Source organism: Hyalangium minutum (assembly GCF_000737315.1).
Classification (GTDB): Bacteria; Myxococcota; Myxococcia; order Myxococcales; family Myxococcaceae; genus Hyalangium; species Hyalangium minutum.
In genome coordinates this window covers 463,029-478,918 of record NZ_JMCB01000013.1, presented here as the reverse complement: position 1 = coordinate 478,918, position 15,890 = coordinate 463,029, and the positions used below count along the sequence as shown (strand labels likewise).

The following is a 15,890-nucleotide window of genomic DNA, read 5'->3' as shown; positions in this document are numbered from 1 at the left end:
AACGGAACTCCGCGCCCATCGGTCAGCAGACTCCTCTTGGTGCCCGTCTTGGCGCGGTCGGTCGGGTTGGGGCCGGTCTTCTGCCCTCCCAGCGGAGCTTTAGTCATCGCCCCGTCCACGCTCATCCACTGCCAGTCAATGCCCACCAGAGCGTCGTACGCCACCAACCCCAAGCGCCAGAACTCCGAGAACACTCCGGCCGACAGCCATTCACGAAACCTGCGGTAGGCCGAGGACGGATGGCACAGGCCGGTGGCTTTCAACGCGTGCCACTGCATCCCCGTGCGTAGCACCAGCAGGATGGCTTCCATGGCGGACCGGTCCGGCACTCTCGGGTTATGGCACCCTAGTGGATGCGGCGGCCTGGGCGGCAGCAGGGGCTCTATCTTGGCCCACAGTTCCTCTGGCATCCTTCAGCCGTCATCTCTCTTCGCTATTCCCACCCGAATCTTCCTCCTTCACCTTGTAACCCATCAGGTAGGGTCTTTTCTTCCCTACCGAGATAGGCACTAAGCAGTGTGCCCACGGCCGCAACGCTGCTGGGAGAGATCAGGCGCCGCATCGATGAGGGCTCACATCGACTCGGACGGGCTCAAACCCGCGCGTATCGCCTGCGGGATGCTGGGGACCTGGACGGCGCGCGCAGACAGATGGAAAAGGTGCTCGCCGTTGAGGTCGTTCCGCACTACCGGAGGATAGCCGAATCTGAGCTTCGCGAGGCAACCCGGCTCAAGGCCGTTGTCGCGAGCGGACAGCCAGATCCGAAGCTCTCCGACCGGGCGCAGCTTCCCATTCTTCTGCACCGTGTCCAGCGAGGGCAGCCTCTGGAACTCAACGAGGGGATGCGCGCCTTCCTCCGACGGTCCGCCGCTGACGTGGGCATGAGCGAGGCCGAGACGGAGCCGGCGCTAGCCAGCCCTGAGATTGCTGGGGTGCTTCTCGGGCAGATCATGGGGCGCCTCCGTGATGCCTCAGACCGGCTTAAGAGCGCCATGTACCGGATGACGGAACTCCGAGATGCTGGAGATCTCGCAGGGGCACGCCAGCAGATCCGCGACTGGCTCGCCGTGGAGGTCGTCCCGAGATACCGCCGTGCCGCCGAGGAGCACCTAGCGCACCTAGACGAGCTGCCCCCAGCACCGTAGCCCCCGAACGTAATTTTCAATCGTACTGTTCGGAACCGACGTGCACATGCTTCCGACTGGTCGGAACCGGCGTGCTCCTGCTTCCGACTGGTCGGAACCACCACGCGTCTGATGCAAGCCGCAGTGTACGGCGTATTCCGATGAACCAGGACAGAGACTGCCTCCTAGCTAAGTGGGTAGGCAAAAGTTCCTGACACAATAGCGGGGCGGGGCCTAGATTGGGTGGATGCAGAAGGGACGAGGCCCCACCCAGCGAGGGCTGAGCGGGCATGATCGAGCACGTCTTCGGCAAGCACTTCGACAGGCCGAGGATGTGCGCGTGTAACGGCGCGCCCAGGCTCTGCTCCTCGTGGCCGAGGGCCGTACGCTGGCCGAAGCGGCGCAGGTGACCGGGATGAGCCGAGCTGCGGTGTACTTCTGGCTCGAACGGTACCTGCGGGCACGGCAAGTCGAGGCACTGCGAGATGCGCCTCGTAGCGGACGTCCCCCGGCAGCAGCTCGCATCACCGCCGAACTCATCTTCCAAGAACTCAGCTGCCCACCCTCGGACTGGGGCTACTCCACCCACACCTGGACGGTGGCAATGCTGGCCGCCCACCTGGAGCGGCGCTACGGGTGCGCCATCCATCCAGACGAGGTGTTTGCACGCATTACCCAGCAGTTTCTCGCCGTACCCGCCGCCTCCTCCTGACGTCCGCCGCTCTTTGACAACTTGGCGCAGGCCCCCCTCCGGCCGGAGGGGGCCGAGCCTTGCTTGGCGACCAAGCCAGAACACTCCCAAGGCATCTCCAGCTGCCACCGTCAGGCTACGCAGAGACACTCTCCCTTCGTCCGTCCTCGGTGTGACCGATCCGGGCTAGGTCCTCTTCGGCAGGTTTGTCTCCATGAGACATCGAAGGGGACACGAAGAGGCCGCAGAGAGAAGGCCATGAGTTTGTTGACATCCCAAGTTGCCGGAATTCATCGGTGTTTACCTGCCATGTTAGGATTCATGCATATGCCATAGAAGCGCCTTGCAGGGGTGGGATAGCCTTTCTATCTTGAGGTCATTCGTTCTTCCGATGGAGCCACTGCGATGGAAGGCACAGCCAAGCCAGAGAGAAAATTGAGACGAGTGCCGATATCCCTGACTGCCCGGAAGTTGCTCCGAGCGCTATTGCGGCATCAGTCGAAAAATCGGCTCGTCTTTCGGAGGACCTATCGTCCTGAGAGGATACCCAAACGACTGACGACTTACGGTAGAATCAGAAGTGCTGCTGGGGTAAATGCGCCTCCAATTAAACTTGGGCGCTATTTGGGAGAGATCGCTCGATTCTGCATGGCGAACCACCTCCCACCGCTCAATGCGCTTGTTGTTAATGGCAAGACTTTGACGCCTGGCGGGGCGTATGAGGGAACTTGTTGGGAGAGAGATGCGTTTGCTGCACTCATCTTCCGGTATCCCGACGCCAAAAAAATAATGCCATACGCAAAGGCCAATAAGCCAATATAATGCCTTAGTCAGTTCAGATTCCCCTTGAGGAGTGTTTACCAGAGGCTTTACGGGGCTATTCCGCAAATGGCCATGTGGTGCCTGGGACCAATGCTTTTGGTATCACAAACTAGTCTTCTTCACGTGTTTGACCGAGGCTCAGTTAATGGCAAAGCTCTTCTTTTCTTACAGCCATGCCGACGAGGCACTTCGTAACAGGCTCGAGACTCACCTGACGATGCTCAAGCGCCAGGGGCTCATCGAGCCTTGGCATGACCGTCGAATTACGGCCGGCAATGAGTTCGACGCTTCCATCAGCAAACACCTTGAGGCGGCCAATGTCATCCTTCTGCTGGTGAGTTCTGATTTTCTCGCCTCTGAATACTGTTACTCCAAGGAGATGATGAGAGCCCTTGAGCGCCACGAAGCCGACGAGGCACGGGTGATCCCTGTGATTTTGCGCTCGTGCGATTGGCACTCGTCCCCATTCGGCAAACTGCTGGCCGCTCCACGGGATGGGAAACCCGTTACAATGTGGCCAAACGAGGATGAGGCATTGACAGATGTCGCAGTGAAAGTCCGTGAGGCAGTAAAAGAACTCGGCACGCTCCAGGATTCAAGTGCTATTCATCCGAGTCAATCCGCGCAGAGAGGAACATCAGCAGTTGCTATCGGCGCCGCACTTACAGCATCGGAGCGGCTACGCTCAAGCAACCTGCGAGTGAAGAGGGAGTTCTCAGAACTGGATCATGACCAGTTTGTGCATGACGCCTTCGAGTATATGGCTAGATTCTTTGAAGGCTCTTTGGAAGAACTCCAAAAGCGCAACGCTGACATCAGGACGAGATATCAGCGCATCGATGCACGCCAGTTCGCTGCCTCTGTTTATAGGAACGGTGAGAAGCTGGCAGAGTGCGCGATCAGTCTGAGCAACTTTGGACGCCGAGAGGGCATTGCCTTCTCTTATGGCACGTCTATGGCGGGAAACGGCATCAACGAAATGTTGAATGTTGAGCATGACAGCCAATCGCTCTATCTGAAACCTCTCGGAATGCAGTCCTTTGGTCAGCAGCTCGACGAGAAGCTGTCGCACCAAGGCGCTGCCGAACATCTATGGACGCTGCTCATGGAGAGACTTCAGCGCTAAACGACCGAATCAGAATTCTTGCATGAATTCAAATGTCGCGTGTGCTCCAGAGCGAGCAGCGTGAGTGGCTAAAAACAGCGCGGTTTCGCTTTGGGTGTAGTTGCTACTTCCATTCTGTCCATACGGGATTATATACTTCCTCGCCAGGGCTGCATGTACTACTAGGCCATTCCCTACATGCCCGAGCACAGGTTGCGGCCACTCATGGCGCGCTTCGCTCAACTCGTCTGCGAGCAGCCCGCCTTCCGCGAAGTCTTCGGCCTCATATGAGGGGATGCCTCAGGATCAGAGCCTGTGGGGCACACCTCTTCATTGCCAGTAGCGGAGACAGGCCCTATCCCTGAATAGAAAACTGTCGATCAACTTGTGGAGTGGAGCAGGCCTCTGAGAAGAATTCGTCTGGTCTCCTCGATTGAGCCAAGCGCCCACGCGTCCGCGACCCTTGCCCCCAACGTGCTTAAGGTCATGACAGGCACACAGGTGCGACCGATTCAGGGAACTCCGCCGAGTTTCTGGCCCGCGCTCGATGCTCCACGCCGAGACCTCCAGCACTCACTCATCGGAGCTGCAGTAGAGGCTGTAGCTGCTGCATGGTCGCTCCCCAAAGAGCGACTCTTCGAGCAGGTAAGAATCCCGGAGCGGAAATTCGAGGATGGGTGATGCCGTACTCCGCACGCCATAGGGCTCTGCGTAAACCTCCTCCATCGGAATACGTCCGCCTCAGTTACCTAAGAGCTAGCCCTCGGCCCCTGAGAGGTTCCGCCCATGTATTCTCGGCCCATGGGCCAGGGTCAGCACCGCATCAAGGGGCTCGAGAGCGTCGATCCCCTCTCCGTTCCGCTGCCGCATGGCACGGAGGTCATCACCCGTGTCGCGCGCGTGTCGGGTGAGCGCCGCGTGCCGCAGGGCATGGTGGGCCGCGTCGTCCGTGCACGGGATGGCGGCCTGGACGTACAGATCACCGGCTTAGGCGAGCTCTGGTATGCCCGCGAGGAGCTGGTACCGCGCAAGCCCGGGCAGGTGCAGTTCGCCCTGCGCCGCGCCGCCGCGTGGGATGCGCTCCAGCCATGCGTCGTGCTCGAGGCCACCGTGGGCTCACGCGCCTGGGGGCTGGCTCACGAAGGCTCGGACACGGACCTGCGCGGGGCCTTCGCGCTCCCGCTGTCGTGGACGTGGGGGTTGGGTGAGTTCCCCCGGGATCTCGTCAGCGCCGATGGCAGCGCCACCTACTGGGAGGTCCGCAAGGCCATCGATCAAGCGCTGCGCGCGGATCCCAACACGCTGGAGCTGCTCTTCGTGCCCTCGGCTCGCGCCAAGGACGTGCTGGGCGAGTGGCTGCTGGCCGAGCGCGAGGCCTTCGTCTCCCGCAACATCTTCGGCAGCTTCGGCCGCTACGCGCTGAGCCAGCTCCACAAGCTGTCCAGCTCGCAGCGCCTGGCCGAGCACCGCGATCTCGTCCTCGACTGGCTGTGCGAGGAGCCCGCGCCGGATCTCGACGAGGTGGCCCGCCGGCTGGCGAAGCAGTCCCCGCGCCAGGCCCCCACGCCCGAAGATGGAATCCTCGCGGCGAAGACGTACATCAAGCAGCTCTACCGCTCGCTGTCGGACCAGGGGCTCATCGAGGCCAACGACTTCGCGGCGCTCACCCGCTATGCGCGCTCAGGAGGCCGGCGGCCCCCGGATGCGCGCGAGCTGCGGCCCAAGAATGCCTACAACCTGCTGCGCCTCATCGCGCTGGCCACGGGCTGGCTGAAGAACGGCTCGCCCACCTTCGAGGCCACGGGAGCGCTCCGCGATCGGCTGCTCGACATCAAGCACGGCCGGGTCGCGCTGGACGAGGTGCTCCGAGACGCCGAGGCGCTCGCCCCCGAGCTGGAGGCGGCGCGCGACCAGAGCCCGCTCCCCGAGCACCCGGACTACGCCCGCGCGGACCGGCTGCTGCGCCGCGTGGGCGAGGAGCTGGCCCGGCGCTGGGTCCTGAAGGAGCCCGGCGCCTGGGGCCGTGATGCTCCCGAGGCCCCCGCCTACGCCGGGAACGAGCCGGCGCAAGAGGAGCCCCCCACCTGACCGCTCAGGGGGTTGCGCCGAGCTCCGAGGCGGCCACCTCCAGGGCGACCTCGATCATCTCGTCGAAAGAGGTCTGCCGCTCGGACGGGGAGAGGTGCTCGCCCAGGCGGATCTGATCCGACACGGTGAGCAGCGCGAGCGCCCGGGCGCCGAACTCGGCAGCCACGCCGTAGAGCCCGGCCACCTCCATCTCCACCGCGAGCATGCCCATGCGCTCGAGCACGTCGAGCAGGTTCTTCTGCGGGTGGTAGAAGAAGTCCGTGGAGAAGACGGAGCCCACGCGCACCGTGCGGCCCATGCGCTCGGCGGCCTCCACGGCCCGGCGGGCCAGGGTGAAGTCCGCCACCGCCGGAAAGTCGTGGTCCAGCATCCGCATCCGGTTCACCTTCGAGTCCGTCCCCGCCCCCGTCGCGACGATGACGCTGCGCATGGGCACGTCCTTCCGGATGGCGCCGCAGCTCCCCACGCGGATGAGCACGCGCGCGCCGTACTCCGTCACCAGCTCGGTGGCGTAGATGGACAGCGAGGGGATGCCCATTCCATGGCCCATCACCGAGAGCCGCTTGCCCCGGAACGTGCCCGTGAAGCCGTACATGTTGCGAACCGCCGTCACTTCGCGAGGGCTCTCGAGGAAGCGCTCGGCGATGTAGCGCGCCCGGAGCGGATCGCCGGGCATCAGCACCACCTCGGCGAAGTCCCCTGCGGCCGCGGAGATATGTGGAGTTGGCATGACTGGGGACGATAAGCCCCTGCCGCCGGTCCGGCACTTTTCCGGCCGGCCCCCGTACTCCCGGTCAGACCCGAGCCCTACGCCGAGCCACACCCGAGCGCTCAGCCGGGCGGGCGCGGCAGGGCCTGGTCGCGGTCGTACTCCTCCAGCACCTGGATGACTTCGTCCACCGAGTCCGTGAGCCGCAGGTAGCGCGCGTACTCGTAGCCCTGGGCCAGCTGCGCCACGAGCGGGTAGATGGGCCGGGTGCGCGTCCAGAACTCGCGGCCGAGGAAGATCATCGGACTGACGACGCCCACGGTGTTGTAGTGGTTCTGGCAGGCGTCCTGGAAGATCTCCTGGATGGTGCCCGCGCTCCCGGGCGAGTAGATGATGCCACCCCGGGCGATGGTGATGAGCCCCTCCTCGCGCACGCTGTTGGCGAAGTACTTGGCGATGATGGTGGCGAAGGCGTTGGGCGGCTCGTGCCCGTAGTGCCAGGTGGGGATGCCCAGGCTCGCGCAGGCCAAGAGGTCCTCGGGGCGCAGCGGGAACGCCGTGCGCACATCGAAGGCGAGAGAGAGCCACTCAGTATCCTTATAGCTCGGGGCCTTCGCGAGGATGGCGAGCGCCGCGTCCAGCTCCGCATCGGTGCGCCGGGCGAACCACGCACCCAGGTGGGTGGCCTCCATGGCGCCGGGGCCTCCACCGCTCACCATGAAGAAGCCACGACGGGTCAGCTCGCGCGCGAGCACCGCCACCGAGCGGTAATCCGGCTGGCCTCGGAGCATGGAGTGGCCGCCCATGATGGCCACCACCTTGCGAGGCTGCCCATTCCCCGCCAGCAGCTCCTCCATGGCGTCCGTGACGGAGTGATCATGGAGCCGCTGGGCCAGCGTATCGAGGATGGACACCGGGCTGGCGCGGCCCTGGGTGACCCAGTGGGCGTAAATACGAGCATCCAGCGTGTCAGCGTAGGTGCCAGGGCGTGAGGGATCGAAGCCCGCGTAGAGCTCCTCGACCGTATAGAGGTGGCTGCGGTACGGCTGGTAGGGCAGCCCGAGGAACGGCGGGAACACCATGGCGCCGTGAGACAGGGCGGCCTGCAGGGCCTGCTGCTCCAGGTGGCACCCCAGGAAGGCGGAGCCCTCCAGCGGGGCGGAAGAGAGCTCCCGGGTGAAGCCCCGCAGGTCCAGCCCCTGGATGACCACGTTGCGGAAGGGACTGCCGCTGCGCAGGTGACGCTCGAAGGCTTCGAGGGTCTCGATCTCGGTCATGCCGCGAGAATCCCACGACCGGGGCCGTGGGAGCCTCGGTTTTCGGCCTTAGAAGAGGCTGAGCTGACTGTCGGGGGCGTCCTCGGCCGCGCCTCCCTTGGGAAGCTGCTGAAAGCCGTGGGCCTGGGCCCACTCGGCGCTCGGGCCGGCCCAGTGGCAGCGCTCCATGACCACATAGCCGCGCTCATCGAACTGGACCCCCTCGGCGGTCAGCTTGTCGGGCTGGTGCAGGCCGGAGGTGGTGATGCGGCCGTTGCGTCCGATGACCCGTTGCCAGGCCACCTGGACCGACCGGGGCCCAAGCGCCCCGAGGGCATGGCCCACGATGCGCCCGTCACAGCCGTCTCCGACGATGGCGGCCACGTCTCCATAGGTGGCGACCATGCCTTTGGGGATCTGGTTCACGACTTTGTAGATGCGCTCGTAATAGTCCCGCTCGTCGTTGAGGGGCATGACAGCTCCTGTTTCCGCGGAGGAGTCCTCCTCCGGATGGGGTGTAGTGGGTTGTGTCGATACCATACTACCCCATGGGTTGGGAGCTTAGGCAAGGATCTGCCTCCTCCGAGGGTGGTCCAACCCTGGACGCACGCTGCGAGTGAATCCCTTACCCTCGGCGCAGTCGCGCCCGGAGGAACCCGAGCGGGCCCCCCTATCTCGAGGGGCCGTCGCGCTCCTAGGTACTTTCCACGGTGGCGTGAGCTTCGTATCCGTCCGGCGGACGACGTGCTGAGAGACCTTGTTGAGTTGAGCGAGGTGGGACACCCCTGGACCCATGACCAAGCCAGCCGACAAGCCGCAGTGGGTCCGCATCGCCGAGCAGTTTGAGCAGAGCGGACTGACGCAGAAGCAGTTCGCCCAGCAGCAAGGGCTGCCGCTGAGTACCGTGCAGTCGTGGGTTTACCGGCGGAGGCGCCAAGTGGCCGCGCCCAGTGCACCGCCTGTGCGCCTGCTGCCGGTGGAGGTGGCCGCGCCGGCCATGAGCAGCGCGGGGAAGATGGAGGTGCTCACCGCCAGGGGCGTGCGCGTGAGCTTCGCGATGGGCACCGACGTTTCCTATATGGCGCGGCTGATGGCGGCGCTGGAGTGCCCCTCGTGCTGACACTGCCCTCGGCGGTGCGCATTGTGTTGGCCACCGAACCGGTGGACATGCGTGAATCCATCGACGGGCTGATGGCGCTGGTGCGCTCCAGCTTTGCAGAGGACGTCTACTCCGGGCATCTGTTCGTCTTTGTCACTCGACGAGGAGAATGGCTTTAAACGGCCCCTGGCAATTCTGCTTTGCCGAGATGCCTCCGAAGAAATGTTGCTAGCGATATTGGCAATCGTACTCGTGGACCTAAGACATCAAGGGCATTTGCCAAGCCAAGTTCAACCTTGGCCTGGACGCGATATCCTTGTCGTTCACTCCACTTTCGCAACGACTTCAGAAACTCCATAAAAAACCAAAGCTCAAACCTACCCCTAACAAAATTCTTGGGAAACTCATTTACGAATTGTGCTGCAAGAGCGTCCGCCTGGGCTTTCTGTTCTTCATTGGTAACGCACCTAGCCATGCTATCCAAGGCTTTGTATACGTCTCCATCAGCGATCTTCGTGCTTGCAACAAGGTCCTCGCCTACTTCGAATAGTTCATGCAGGCTTACCTTGTCATCAAGATTGAGCTTTGTTCCCGCTCTTCTCTGGACCACCACCCATGCCATGACATACCGCATAGTCGAACAATACTTCGCCATGCCTTCTCTGAACTTCTCCATCACTGGAGTCATTGAGGCTGGATCGAGTTCCTGCCGGAATACTTGGCCCCATACACATTCAAGCATCTCTTCAGAAACAAGATGATTTTCCACCGAGTAGAAATCGGTAACATACACATCATCAAAAGAGTCATACACAACTGGAATCAAGCGATCCAAGTCGCGATCGGTAAAAAACAGCGCTACGCTTCCTCTTGGGACGCGGCCATTGATTTCCTTGCGCACATCATGCACGCGACGTTTGCTCCCACAGTGATACGTGGCGTACTTACGATCTGGATCTAGGTGGCTACGAATGGCAGTTCCATAGAACGAATCGTCCGTCTTGCCCTCGAAAAACGCATGCACACCTGAGCGCAGCTTACCAACATTAAGGAGAAACCGATGGAGAATCACAACACTGCGCTGCATGGATTGTTGAAGTTGATCGGGGAAAGTCATTGCTAACCCTCCACAAACTCCATCAAGGCGTGCGCAGCATCCTTCATCTCGTAGTTACTGTAGATGAAGGGTGAATGTGTCACGGCGAGCAATCCCTTGCAGCGGCCACTTCCCCAGATATCCGGCAAGAACCTCTCTTGCCACGGGACTGACAGCGACAGTTCCGGCTCATCTATAATTACAAAGAAGCCTTCATTACTAGTCAAGAACAGGTGAGTAAAAAGTGAGACTATCTGCTTTTCCCCAGAGGACAACATCTTCGGAGGGAGTGGTTCGCCATTGACGTGACCGGAGTCGTCAATTGGTACTATCTTGATTGTGAAGTTGCCATTGTCGAACTCTACCCTCTTGTTTTCCAGGTATTTATTGCTGATATCGACAAAGGCTCTAACAGAACTCTCTTTGTCGGCCTGTCTTTTATGGAGAGCGATAAGTTTCCCGAAGAAGTGCGCAACAACACGATCGTCATACTGAACACGCTCAGCTGTTCTTATTGACGAGATCCGCTTCTTAAGGCTTTCCTTGTCGGCAGACGGGAGAAACTTCTCATCAATTCGCCCAAGGATGCTATTGAGTGTAGGTTCATCCAACTCCCTAATCAAAGAGACATCCGCAGCGTCGTATCCCTTCTTGAGAGCATCTCTTAGATACTCTCCGGTCAATGCATCTAAACCTTTTCTCAAATCTTCTTTGAGCTGGGACATGGTTTCGCCGAACGCGATGTCGATGTCATGCATTCCGAACTCGACCAGTTCGATGTACTCGCGAGTGTCTTTTCGGCGGCTGTGCGACTGCCTAAACTCTTCGATATGCTTTTCCAGATTTGGGAATATAGCTTTAAGGTCTCTCTCTATGCGCCGGTAGGTTGGCAAAAAAAGGACTGTCGTATTAAAGAGCTCTAAGAGCTTGGCGTTAACTGATGCTGCAGGGTTTTCAACTCCTGTTCCACCCACCACATCCCACACAAGCATAACAGCCATTCTCATGGAGATTCCCATGACTTCTGACAATTCTCTTGCAAGGGCATCCTTGTCGACTTGATCCCTGCTGATCACATTCTTTAGGTGACGGGACACGTATTTTTCGGCTATGCGATACATCCCAGAGGAAAAGGGACCACGCTCGCGAGACGTGCCACGATGAAGTTCTGGCAAATCTGCTTTCGCTATTTCTATCTCTTCTCCGGAGAAGCCGATTTGGATGGCTTTGAATTCGTAATCGTCTAAGCGCTCCCACTGTCGGGTTAATGCGTAATAAATCATGGAGACGACTGTGCTTTTACCGGTTCCATTTTCCCCGACGAGAACGAGTCTCTTTCCATCAAAGGGAATCTTGAAAGTTCTTTTCCCATGAAGACCAACGATGCGGAAATATTTGAGAGCTAGTGGCTCTTTGTCATCTACCATAAACAGCTCCTGTGTGCTTTTTGCTGGAGACACTGTGCGTGCGACAAGGATTATGCTTCGCCTCATGAAAGGCCAGTCAACAACATAGGCCTCCTACTCTCTCATTCGATTCCGTACTTGCCGGGGGCCAGGATGCCCGCCGGGTCCAGGGCGCGCTTGAGGCGCGAGAGCACCTCGGGCGTCGTCTCGAGGAGCCCCATCACCTCCTGCTGCACATCCAGCGGGGCCCGGGAGACCATGATGCCCGCCTCGGCGTAGGCCTTGAGCAGAGCGAGGAAGCACCGCGCCGCCCGCTGCCGCTCCTCGGCTTCCTGGCGGTTATAGAGGAGGATGTGCAGGGCGCGGCTCATGCGAGGGCCGCACACATACTCAACGGCGAGCTCGAAGCCGTGCTCGGAGAGGATGCGCCGGGAGAGCGCCTGGTGCTCGCTGGCGATCTTCCCCACCATGGGCGTAGCGGGCAGGAACCACGTGGCCCCACCTCCTGGCCGCCACCACAGCAGCCCCTGCTCATCCGCCGTGGGCTGCCCACTGAACGTGGAGATGTGGATCTTCAGGACCCGGCTCTGCTCCGCCTCGGCGTGAGAGATGTAGCGAGCCTTGCCGGACTTCATGAAGTGGGCCTGCATCCGCTCGATCAGCGGCTGCACGGCCTCCTCCGAGGGTCCATAGAACGCGCCCGACACGAGCCAGGACCCCAGGCCGTACTTCTCCCTCAGCTCCTTGCGGACCTCAAAGGGCAGCGGCGTCTTCCCTGCCGTCTTCTCGAAGGGATAGGACTCCTCGGTGCCAAATGCGTAGACGTCGCTCGTCACCTTGATGAGCGTGGGCACCACGTTGTTCATCTTCAGCGGGCGCACCAGCTCAATGATGTCGCCGAGATCCTCATCGTCCGGGAACGAGAAGAAGAAGGAACGGATCACCGGCGGCCGGGGCATCAACCACACGCCCATGCGCGTGACGATGCCGAGGTTCGACTGAACGAAGAGCCCATCGAGGAACGGCCCGTACCCATACTTGGAGAGGTGCTGCGTCTTCGAGCCCGGAAGCCCTCCATCCGAGGTGCGCAGCAGCTCACCGGTGGGCAGCACCACCTCGTAGCCACAGCTCATGCCGAAGTGATCGAAGTACGGCGTGTACCCGGCGCCCTTGTCGAGCGTATTGCCGAGGATGCCTCCATCCGGTGGCCCCGAGGTCGTGTCCATCATCAGCTTGTGGCCGCGCCGGCCCAGCTCCGCGTACAGCTGCGCGTAGGTGACGCCGGGCTCCACGACGGCATAGGCGAGCGTCTCATCGATCTCGACGATGCGGTTCATGCGTCGGCCCAGGTCCACCACCACTTGCCCCGGGCGTACCGGTGACTTGAAGCCGAGCCCTCGGTTCTCGCCGGTGCTCGAGGGCCACAGCGTCACCCCGTGCGTGTTGGCCAGCCGGACCACGGCCTGCACGTGCTCGGCCGAGGCCGGGTACACGACGCCCGAGGGCGGCAGATCCCCTCCCGGAAGCAGGTTCGCGCCGTAGCGAGCCACCGTCTCCGGCGTTGTATCCACGGACTCGGGACCCAGGTGCTCACGAACTGCGGCGAAAAAGGGCTCGAAGGAAGGGGCCATGGTGGCACCTATCCTGCCCGACCTGGGCCCTGCTAGACGAGGGTCATGCTTGCCCCTGTCCTGATGGTCATGCTGCTCGGAGCCGCTCCCCCTCCCCCGGCGGGACGCCCGCTGCTCATCACCGTGGATGACCTCCCCGTCGCCGCCATCTCCCTCCACCCAAACCCCGCCGAGCGCGAGCGCATCACCCGAGGGCTGCTGGCCGTCCTGAAGAAGCACCACATTCAGGCCGTGGGGCTGGTGAACGGCTCTCATCTGAAGGAGCCGGAACAAACGCGGTTGCTCGACCTCTGGCTCGCGGACGGACACGAGCTGGGCAACCACTCGTACTCGCACCCGTCCCTCACCCAGAAGAGCGCGGAGGACTTCATCGCCGACGTCGAGCAGGAGCGCGCCCTGCTGGCAAAGCACCTGGCCTCGCGAGGCAAGACGCTGCGCTTCTTCCGCTTTCCCTTCCTTCGCGAGGGCGAGACGCTCGAGAAGCTGCGGGCCGTCCGGGCCTACCTTGCCGAGTCGAAGCAGCGGGCACTGCCCGTCACCATCGACAACCAGGACTGGTCCTTCGAGCAGCCCTTCATCCAGGGCAAGCCCGTGTCGGAGGAGTACCAGGAGGCCCTGCACGTCGCGGTGCGCACCGCCGAGGCCCGCGGGGACAAGCGGGTAGGCGGGGTGTCGCCGCAGATCCTCCTGCTGCACGCCAACGCGGTGGGCGCCGCGGAGTGGGATCGCCTCTTCACGTGGCTGGAGCAGACGGGGCACCGCTTCGCCACCGCCGACGAGGTGCTCGCCCACCCCATCTTCTCCGAGCCACACGAGTTCATCGGCACGCACGGGCCCTCGCTGTGGGATCGGCTCATCGACAAGAAGGTGCGCCAGGACACGGAGGCCGCCGTCCACGCCCTGCTTCGCAAGCAGGCCGAGGCCTGGAACCAGGGAGACCTGGAGGCCTTCTGCTCGGTGTACGCCGAGGACGCGGCCTTCCTCTCGCCCACGGGGCTGACGCGCGGGCGAGCCCAGGTGCTCGCGCGCTACCGCCAGCGCTACCCTGACCGCAAGGCGCTGGGGACGCTCTCCTTCGAGTTCCTGGAGACCCGGCTGGCCAAGGGCATCGAGTACTCCGCCTTCGGCGACGCGCTCGCCTCGCGGGTGCATGGCGTGAGCGTGGTGGCGCGGTGGACCCTGGCCTACCCGGACAAGGCACCGGCCACGGGCCTCACGCTGCTGGTCCTGCACCGGCGAAGCGATGGATGGGAGATCGTCGAGGACGCTTCCATGTAAGGTGCCGGGCCTCTCCATGCGCCGGCTCCTCCTCAGTGCGCGGCAGTTCTGCACGCGGCATCCCGTGGCCGTGGGCGTCACCGCCACGTTCCTGCTGAGCCTGCTGCTCCGGGTGCTGTACCTGCTGGGCGCGCCGGACCGCTCGTGGCCCTTCTCCATCTTCTTCTATGGAGACAGCCGCTTCTTCCACACGTACGCCTTGGATTGGGCCCGGGACCGGAGCCCCGCGCAGCCCACGCTCCCGTACCACCCGCCGCTGTTCCCCGCGCTCCTCGGGTGGCTGTACCAACTGCTCGGCGAGCCGCGCGGCGATGCGTTCCCGTACAAGCTGAGCCTCGCGGTGCTCCACTCCGCCACCGTGGCGTTCACGTGGGCGTGGTGGCGCCGGGTGCTCGGCACGGCCTGGAGCCTGCTCGCCGCGGGCCTCTTCTCCGCCAGCTTCGGGTGGCTCGTCCTCTCCACCACCTATAGCAACGAGGTGCTCTACGCCCTCTTCCTCTCTGCCACGTGCGCGTTGGTGCTCCAGGCCCGGAGCGGGCTGGCGTGGTGGGCTGCGGTGCTCCTGGGCGCTGTCATGGGGCTGGGCTCGCTGACTCGCGCCGAGCACCTCTACCTCTGGCCGTTCCTCCTCGCCTTCGCGGCCTTCGCTCGCGACCGGCAGGTGCCGCTGAAGCCTCAGCTCGTCCGCTGGGCCGTGGCGATGGCCGTCTCCCTGGCCGTGCTGGCCCCCTGGAGCGTGCGCAATGCGCGCGTGATCCAGGAGCTGAATGCGCAGGCCCCAGGCCTTGAGCCGCTCCCAGAGCTCACCCTCGTCACAGTGTACGGCCCCATCAACTTCGCCATGGCCAACAACGCCCAGGCCACGGGCGGCTTCACTCCAGATCTCGTCAACAAGCTCGGCGCGGACGGCCACCTCGACGCGGCCAACCCTTCACAGCGCCACCTCCTGCTCCATGGCTACTCCGAGGGCCTCCGCTGGATGGCCGAGAACCCTGGCGATGCCACCCGCCTCCTGCTCGCCAAGCTCGACCGCTGGCTGGAGGGTCTGAGCCTGGGACTCGGCGTCTCCAATTTCCCCTCGGGGCTGCGCGGAGCCCGGCCCCCTGTGGACGTCTTCATCCCCGAGAGCCACTGGCTCAAGTGGCCACTCGCGCTGCTCCTGCTCGTCGGCGCTGGACTCTCGCTGCGCGCGCCTCACCGCGCCTTCAGCCTCTTCACCGCGGTGCTCCTGCACCGCTTCCTCATCACCCTCGCCTTCTTCGGCTACGCGCGAGGCATGTTGGCGCTCTTCCCCGCCCTCCTCCCATTGCTGCTGCTTCCCCTCCAGGTTCTTGCCTCCCGCCGCCCCACGCTCTCCGCGAGACTCCCCGCGATGGCCTCGGCGGCGCTGCTGCTGCTCTGGCTCGAGGCCGGCGTGCGCGCCATGAGCGAACCCCGAGGCTTCTCCGCCAGCGGCACCACCGAGCGCACCGGCGGCAAGCTGATCCAGGACGACTGGGTACAGATCTGGCCGAAAAGTTGATACGGACTAAAAGTGCTTCCCTGCTAACACTGCCAGTCCTTGTCTCACCGGAGATTCTGGTTT

14 protein-coding genes and 1 pseudogene are annotated in these 15,890 nt (G+C 62.7%); 8 read left to right on the top strand and 7 right to left on the bottom strand.

Annotated elements, in window-relative coordinates:
* Positions 1-410 (bottom strand): IS5 family transposase (locus tag DB31_RS30780; protein WP_044194112.1); only part of this gene is annotated, 410 nt, incomplete at its 3' end.
* A 108-nt stretch (positions 411-518) separates the two neighbouring features.
* Here DB31_RS30780 and DB31_RS47105 point away from each other — a divergent pair.
* The 4 genes and pseudogenes from DB31_RS47105 to DB31_RS30760 all read left to right on the top strand — a co-directional run bounded on the left by DB31_RS47105 (position 519) and on the right by DB31_RS30760 (position 5,830).
* The gene (locus DB31_RS47105) at positions 519-1,145 is read left to right on the top strand and encodes a DUF2379 family protein (protein ID WP_083968856.1); all 627 of its coding nucleotides are present in this window, start codon (positions 519-521) and stop codon (positions 1,143-1,145) included.
* Between the two features lie 337 nt (positions 1,146-1,482).
* Positions 1,483-1,836, top strand: a pseudogene (locus tag DB31_RS50050) (helix-turn-helix domain-containing protein); the annotation flags it as partial.
* Between the two features lie 946 nt (positions 1,837-2,782).
* Positions 2,783-3,763 (top strand): toll/interleukin-1 receptor domain-containing protein, encoded by a 981-nt coding sequence (locus DB31_RS30765; protein WP_044193956.1) that lies wholly within the window; start codon positions 2,783-2,785, stop codon positions 3,761-3,763.
* A gap of 765 nt (positions 3,764-4,528) precedes the next feature.
* The gene (locus tag DB31_RS30760; protein WP_240486967.1) at positions 4,529-5,830 is read left to right on the top strand and encodes a DNA polymerase beta superfamily protein; all 1,302 of its coding nucleotides are present in this window, start codon (positions 4,529-4,531) and stop codon (positions 5,828-5,830) included.
* A 4-nt stretch (positions 5,831-5,834) separates the two neighbouring features.
* Here DB31_RS30760 and deoD read toward each other — a convergent pair whose 3' ends face one another.
* The 3 genes from deoD to DB31_RS30745 form a co-directional block, all read right to left on the bottom strand.
* A complete protein-coding gene (deoD, locus tag DB31_RS30755) occupies positions 5,835-6,560 on the bottom strand; it encodes a purine-nucleoside phosphorylase (RefSeq protein WP_044193950.1) in 726 nt (241 codons plus the stop codon).
* A gap of 101 nt (positions 6,561-6,661) precedes the next feature.
* On the bottom strand, positions 6,662-7,816 hold the full coding sequence (locus tag DB31_RS30750) for an LOG family protein (protein ID WP_044193948.1): 1,155 nt from the start codon (positions 7,814-7,816) through the stop codon (positions 6,662-6,664).
* Between the two features lie 48 nt (positions 7,817-7,864).
* Positions 7,865-8,269 (bottom strand): MGMT family protein, encoded by a 405-nt coding sequence (locus tag DB31_RS30745; protein ID WP_044193945.1) that lies wholly within the window; start codon positions 8,267-8,269, stop codon positions 7,865-7,867.
* 319 nt (positions 8,270-8,588) lie between these two features.
* Between DB31_RS30745 and tnpA the strand changes: the two genes are divergently transcribed.
* Both tnpA and tnpB read left to right on the top strand, forming a co-directional pair.
* Entirely contained in the window at positions 8,589-8,915 is a 327-nt protein-coding gene (tnpA, locus tag DB31_RS30740; protein WP_044193943.1) for an IS66 family insertion sequence element accessory protein TnpA, read from the top strand.
* Entirely contained in the window at positions 8,909-9,073 is a 165-nt protein-coding gene (gene tnpB / locus DB31_RS48180) for an IS66 family insertion sequence element accessory protein TnpB (protein WP_044194108.1), read from the top strand. The genes tnpA and tnpB overlap by 7 nt, the downstream gene beginning before the upstream one ends.
* Here tnpB and DB31_RS47100 read toward each other — a convergent pair.
* The 3 genes from DB31_RS47100 to DB31_RS30725 are packed head-to-tail and all read right to left on the bottom strand — an operon-like array spanning position 9,070 to position 13,027.
* A complete protein-coding gene (locus tag DB31_RS47100) occupies positions 9,070-10,011 on the bottom strand; it encodes a DUF4435 domain-containing protein (protein ID WP_075306284.1) in 942 nt (313 codons plus the stop codon). The genes tnpB and DB31_RS47100 overlap by 4 nt on opposite strands.
* Before the next feature lie 2 nt (positions 10,012-10,013).
* On the bottom strand, positions 10,014-11,483 hold the full coding sequence (locus tag DB31_RS47095) for an AAA family ATPase (protein ID WP_083968854.1): 1,470 nt from the start codon (positions 11,481-11,483) through the stop codon (positions 10,014-10,016).
* 35 nt (positions 11,484-11,518) lie between these two features.
* Positions 11,519-13,027, bottom strand: coding sequence for an FAD-binding oxidoreductase (locus tag DB31_RS30725; protein WP_044193939.1), 1,509 nt, complete (start codon positions 13,025-13,027; stop codon positions 11,519-11,521).
* A 45-nt stretch (positions 13,028-13,072) separates the two neighbouring features.
* Between DB31_RS30725 and DB31_RS45335 the strand changes: the two genes are divergently transcribed.
* Positions 13,073-14,305: a polysaccharide deacetylase family protein gene (locus DB31_RS45335; RefSeq protein WP_083968852.1), complete on the top strand. Its 1,233-nt coding sequence runs from the start codon at positions 13,073-13,075 to the stop codon at positions 14,303-14,305.
* 16 nt (positions 14,306-14,321) lie between these two features.
* Positions 14,322-15,827, top strand: a complete 1,506-nt coding sequence (locus tag DB31_RS30715) for an ArnT family glycosyltransferase (RefSeq protein ID WP_044194104.1) — start codon at positions 14,322-14,324, stop codon at positions 15,825-15,827.
* Positions 15,828-15,890 lie beyond the last annotated feature (63 nt).

Coding starts and splice junctions, on each gene's coding strand:
- DB31_RS30765 (WP_044193956.1), top strand. CDS start 2,783: ATGGCAAAGCTCTTCTTTTCTTACAGCCATGCCGACGAGGCACTTCGT.
- DB31_RS30760 (WP_240486967.1), top strand. CDS start 4,529: ATGTATTCTCGGCCCATGGGCCAGGGTCAGCACCGCATCAAGGGGCTC.
- deoD (WP_044193950.1), bottom strand. CDS start 6,560: ATGCCAACTCCACATATCTCCGCGGCCGCAGGGGACTTCGCCGAGGTG.
- DB31_RS30750 (WP_044193948.1), bottom strand. CDS start 7,816: ATGACCGAGATCGAGACCCTCGAAGCCTTCGAGCGTCACCTGCGCAGC.
- DB31_RS30745 (WP_044193945.1), bottom strand. CDS start 8,269: ATGCCCCTCAACGACGAGCGGGACTATTACGAGCGCATCTACAAAGTC.
- tnpA (WP_044193943.1), top strand. CDS start 8,589: ATGACCAAGCCAGCCGACAAGCCGCAGTGGGTCCGCATCGCCGAGCAG.
- DB31_RS47100 (WP_075306284.1), bottom strand. CDS start 10,011: ATGACTTTCCCCGATCAACTTCAACAATCCATGCAGCGCAGTGTTGTG.
- DB31_RS47095 (WP_083968854.1), bottom strand. CDS start 11,483: ATGAGGCGAAGCATAATCCTTGTCGCACGCACAGTGTCTCCAGCAAAA.
- DB31_RS30725 (WP_044193939.1), bottom strand. CDS start 13,027: ATGGCCCCTTCCTTCGAGCCCTTTTTCGCCGCAGTTCGTGAGCACCTG.
- DB31_RS45335 (WP_083968852.1), top strand. CDS start 13,073: ATGCTTGCCCCTGTCCTGATGGTCATGCTGCTCGGAGCCGCTCCCCCT.
- DB31_RS30715 (WP_044194104.1), top strand. CDS start 14,322: ATGCGCCGGCTCCTCCTCAGTGCGCGGCAGTTCTGCACGCGGCATCCC.